The organism is Sphaerotilus sp. (genome assembly GCF_041083715.1).
Lineage (GTDB): Bacteria > Pseudomonadota > Gammaproteobacteria > Burkholderiales > Burkholderiaceae_C > Sphaerotilus.
Genome location: NZ_JBFPGY010000010.1, coordinates 1 through 4,439 on the forward strand (window position 1 = coordinate 1; position 4,439 = coordinate 4,439).

The window sequence follows — 4,439 nt, forward strand, 5'->3', positions numbered from 1 at the left end:
TGCTGGGCAACGGGCTGGGCCGGGATTCGCAGATCGCCACCCGCGGCGAGCAGTCCAGCGGCAGTGCATGGCGGGTGTACGAGGAGCGTCTGCCGGAAGCCTGGCGCGCCTACTACGCCTGGCTGCCACGCGGCACGCACACGGTGGAGTACACGCTGCGCCTGAACACCGCTGGCCGCTACATCCTGCCGCCCAGCCGCGTCGAGGCGATGTACGCACCGGAAAATTTCGGCGAGGTGCCAGTTGGCGTGATGAATGTCTCGTTTTGAACGGACCACCCTGAAGTCGGGGGTGTGGTTCACAGGTACTTGGACGTATCTTTCATCCCAACGCGGCACGGCATGTCAAGGTCCTGGCGCGGTATCTGCACCATTTATCGATTCATGAAATCAGGGGGGGTCTGTCAGAACGACAGACCCTTTTATTTTTTGGGGCCATCATCGCGGGATGCACCTGCGCACGCGCCCTCTGCTCCTTGGCTCCATCTGTTGGGCGCTGCTGTCGCTGCTGGCCGTGGTCGGCCTCGCGCAGGCCGAACTGACCCGGCTGCGCGACGCCTTCGACACCGATGCCCGCATCGCCCACCGCCTGCTCAGCCAGCGCGCTGCGCAGCACGACGCCGTCCTCGCGACGCTCAACCTGCTCCAGCCCGGCGCCGATGGCAGCCAGCCGCAGCAGCGCCTGTCCGCTGTCTATCCGCAGGTACTGGCCGTCTGGCAGCGTGGGCGCGGGCAGGCCTGGCCGGATGCCGATCTGCAGGCGGCCGATGTCCAATCGCGTGCGCTGGGCCGGGCTGTACCGGTGCGCATCGACCTGGTGCAGGGCCGCTGCGTGCTGCTCCAGCACGGCGAGCCGGCCAGCCACGCGCTGCGCATCGACCTGCGCGCGATGGTGCCGTGGAGCGAGTGGCCGATCAGCGCCGACGGTCCGCAGCGGGTGTCGCTGCAGTCCGGCGGACAGGCCTTCGTGCTGCAGCCTGGCCGCGGTGCGTCCGATGCGGCGCCGTGGCCCTACGCCTTCCGCAAGCTGCTGGCCTCGCCGAGCCAGCCGTTCGAGGTGGTCGTGGAGCGCGGCTTTGGTTGGGCAGACCTGCCCTGGGGGCGCATGGCCGCTGCCTCGGCGCTGATTGCCGCGCTGCTGGCGGCGGTGGCTGCGTGGTGGCTGCGTGGTGGCGCCAGCGCATCGCCCGCCGCCGCGCGGAAGAGCTGCTGCGCCTGGGCCAGGTCGCCCGGCTGAACACGCTGGGCGAACTCGCCGCCGGCATCGCCCATGAACTGAACCAGCCGCTCACCGCCGTGCTGGCCAGCACGCAGGCCGCGCGCCGCCTGCTCGCTGACGAGGACCACGATCCGGTCGACACGCGGCTGCTGCGCCAGGCGCTCGACCAGGCCGCTGCGCAGGCCCGCCGCGCCAGCGAGGTGCTGCGCCGGCTGCGCCGCAGCGTCGAGCGGCCGGACGCGGGGCGCGTCATGCAGCCGGTTGCGCTCGACGTGGTCGTCGCCGACACGCTGCACCTGCTGGAGCCCGAGTCGGCGCGCCGCGCAGTCGTGCCGCAGGTGCTGGCGGCTGCGGCGCCGGTGGTCGTGCAGGGCGACGCGGTGGCCGTGCAGCAGATCGTCCACAACCTCGTGATGAACGCGTTGCAGGCGCTGGAGCAGGTGGACGCCGACGGGCGCCGCCTGGTGCTGACGCTCGACACGGACGGTGATGCCGGCCGGTTGCGTGTGACCGACACCGGCCCGGGCATCCCGGCGGACGCGCTGCCGCGGCTGTTCGAACCCTTCTTCACCACGCGCCCCGGCGGTCTGGGCCTCGGCCTGAGCCTGTGCGAAAGCCTCGCGCAGGGCATGGGCGGCGGGCTCGCCGCCGAAGCGAATCCGCCGCGTGGTGCGTGTTTCACGCTGCGCCTGCCGCTGATGAGCGAATGACCATGCATACCCCGCTGATCCACCTGATCGACGACGACGCGGCCGTGCGCGACAGCCTGGCGCTGCTGATCGGCACCGTCGGCCTGCGCGTGACGACCTGGGCCGAGCCGCTGGCCTTCCTCGCCGGTTTCGACCGACAGGCCATTGGGGCGATCGTGCTCGACGTGCGCATGCCGGGCGTGAGCGGGCTGACGGTGCTGGAGCGGCTGCGCGCCGAGGGCGCCGATCAGCCGGTGGTGATGCTGACGGGGCATGGCACGGTCGAGCTGTGCCGGCGGGCGTTCAAGTCTGGCGCGGCCGAGTTCCTGGAAAAACCGGTGGACGACGAACTGCTGATCGAGACGCTGCAGACCGCCGTGCGCCAGCACGTCCGCTCGCGCGAGCGCCACCAGGCCGACCGCGAGGCCCGCGAGCGCCATGCGCAGCTGTCGGAGCGCGAGCGCGAGGTGCTCGGGCTGATCGTTGCCGGGCTGACGAACAAGGAGATCGCCCGTGCGCTGGGCGGGCTGTCGCCGCGCACGGTCGAGACGCACCGCGCCAACCTGTTCGCCAAGCTCGGCGCCGAGTCGCTGGCGCAGCTCATCCGGCGCTACGCCGCGCTGGTGGACGAGGCACCGCCGTCCGCGCATCCGTAGCGCTACGGAGGGCGGTGCGTAGGCGTGCGCATGGCGGCGGCGGGGGTGAATTTCTACAGTGAAGTCCTGTTCCCACCCCACCCGAACTCCACAGGACACCCCATGAACCGACTCGCCGCCGCCCTCGCCCTGACCGCTATCGCCGCCTTCGGCACGCTGCCCGCCCAGGCCCAGGCGGTCCGCACCGAGCGCACGATCTCGCTCGACCTTGCCAACCAGATCGCCGCGGGTGCCGTCGCCACCTGCCAGGCCAGCGGCTACGCGGTCACCGCGACCGTCGTGGACCGCTCGGGTGGCGTGCGCGCCGTCCAGCGCGCCGACAACGCCGGGCCGCACACGCTGGCCGCCAGCCACGACAAGGCCTTCACCTCCGCCTCGGCCCGCAACACGACGCTGGCGATGATGGAGGGCGCGCAGAAGAACCCGGCCGCGGCGAACCTCGTCTACATCCCCGGCTTCCTGCTGGTCGGCGGTGGCGTGCCGATCAAGGCGGGCAATGACGTGATCGGCGCGGTCGGTGTCGGTGGTGCGCCCGGTGGTCACCTCGACGAGCAATGCGCGATGGCCGCGATCGACAAGGTCAAGGAACTGCTGAAGTGAGTGCCGCGCTGCTGCGTGCTGTGGCGATCGCGGGTGCGGGGGGGCGGGGAGATGGTGAAATGGCTGGAAGCGGTGAAACGCTGAACGGGTGTCGTGTCGGGGCGATACAGTCCGTGGGCTGACTATCCGGACCCTATGTGCTTCCTTCGCCACGTTCTCGCCACCGTGATTTCCGCGCTGGTGTGGATGGGCGCGAGTTCGGTGGCACGGGCATCGGCGCTGCCTACCTACCCCGAAGTCCGCACCGCCCACCGTCCCTCCGACCTCACCCTCCTCGACCGCCAAGGCATCCCGCTCCAGGCCATCCGCACCGACCCCACTGCCCGCCGCCTGCCCTGGGTCGCGCTCGCCGATTTCTCCCCCGCGCTGCGTACCGCGGTCGTGCTCGCCGAGGACCACCGCTTCCATGCCCACACCGGCGTGGACTGGCCGGGCCTGGCGCGCAGCACCTGGGTCAACCTCGCAGGCGACGGCGCGAAGCAGGGCGCGTCCACCATCACGATGCAGCTCGCCGGTCTGATCGACACCGACCACGCCCGCCCGGCACAGGGCCGCAGTGTCCTGGGCAAGCTCGGCCAGATCGCCGCCGCGCGCGAGCTGGAAGTGCGCTGGCGCAAGGCGGATCTCCTGGAGGCGTACCTGAACCGCGTGCCGATGCGGGGCGAGCTGGTCGGCATTCCCGCTGCGTCACGGGTGCTGCTCGGCAAGCACCCGAGCGGGCTGGACGCGGCCGAATCGGCGCTGCTGGCCGCGCTGGTGCGCGGGCCGAACGCGGCGCGGGACGTGGTGGTGCGCCGCGCCTGCGCGTTGCTGCAGCAGCAGAAGCTGGACTGCGCCGCGCTGGAGCCGGTCGCGTCACGGGCGCTGGTGGCTGGCGCCGCTGCCCGCACCGTGCAGCCCGCGCCGCCGAACGACGCGCCGCACTACGCCCGCCAGCTCCTGCGCACCCTGAAACCCCCGTTCCCTGCCACGCTGACGACGACGCTCGACGCCGGCCTCCAGCGCCTCGCCGTGCAGGCCCTGCGCCAGCAGCTTGCCGAACTCAGCCTGCGCCACATCGAGGACGGCGCCGTGCTTGTGCTCGACAACGCCACGGGCGAGGTGCGCGCCTGGGTCGGCTCGTCGGGTGCGGCGCTGTCGGACGCGGCGGCGGTGGACATGGTGCTCACGCGCCGCCAGCCCGGCTCGACGCTCAAGCCCTTCGTCTACGCGATGGCCTTCGAGCGCCGGCTCATCACGCCCGCCAGCCTGCTCGAAGACGCGCCCGCGCAGCTCA

6 protein-coding genes are annotated in these 4,439 nt (G+C 71.7%); all 6 read left to right on the forward strand.

The genetic code is table 11. From position 1 onward, the window contains the following. A partial coding sequence (locus AB3X43_RS00315) for an alpha-2-macroglobulin family protein (protein ID WP_369427908.1) occupies positions 1-269 on the forward strand: 269 nt, incomplete at its 5' end. Between the two features lie 178 nt (positions 270-447). Beyond that, positions 448-1,236, forward strand: a complete 789-nt coding sequence (locus AB3X43_RS00320; RefSeq protein ID WP_369427909.1) for a hypothetical protein — start codon at positions 448-450, stop codon at positions 1,234-1,236. Beyond that, positions 1,155-1,928: a sensor histidine kinase gene (locus AB3X43_RS00325; RefSeq protein WP_369427910.1), complete on the forward strand. Its 774-nt coding sequence runs from the start codon at positions 1,155-1,157 to the stop codon at positions 1,926-1,928. Before AB3X43_RS00320 ends, AB3X43_RS00325 begins: the two co-directional genes overlap by 82 nt. After that, a complete protein-coding gene (locus AB3X43_RS00330) occupies positions 1,925-2,563 on the forward strand; it encodes a response regulator transcription factor (RefSeq protein WP_369427911.1) in 639 nt (212 codons plus the stop codon). Before AB3X43_RS00325 ends, AB3X43_RS00330 begins: the two co-directional genes overlap by 4 nt. Positions 2,564-2,665: 102 nt before the next feature. Continuing rightward, positions 2,666-3,163: a GlcG/HbpS family heme-binding protein gene (locus AB3X43_RS00335; protein WP_369427912.1), complete on the forward strand. Its 498-nt coding sequence runs from the start codon at positions 2,666-2,668 to the stop codon at positions 3,161-3,163. A 165-nt stretch (positions 3,164-3,328) separates the two neighbouring features. Continuing rightward, positions 3,329-4,439, forward strand: a 1,111-nt coding sequence (locus tag AB3X43_RS00340; protein ID WP_369427913.1) for a transglycosylase domain-containing protein, incomplete at its 3' end; no start/stop codon positions are given.

Bases quoted from the DNA above. Each gene is read 5' to 3' on its own strand.
- AB3X43_RS00320 (WP_369427909.1), top strand. From the start codon at position 448: ATGCACCTGCGCACGCGCCCTCTGCTCCTTGGCTCCATCTGTTGGGCG.
- AB3X43_RS00330 (WP_369427911.1), top strand. From the start codon at position 1,925: ATGACCATGCATACCCCGCTGATCCACCTGATCGACGACGACGCGGCC.
- AB3X43_RS00335 (WP_369427912.1), top strand. From the start codon at position 2,666: ATGAACCGACTCGCCGCCGCCCTCGCCCTGACCGCTATCGCCGCCTTC.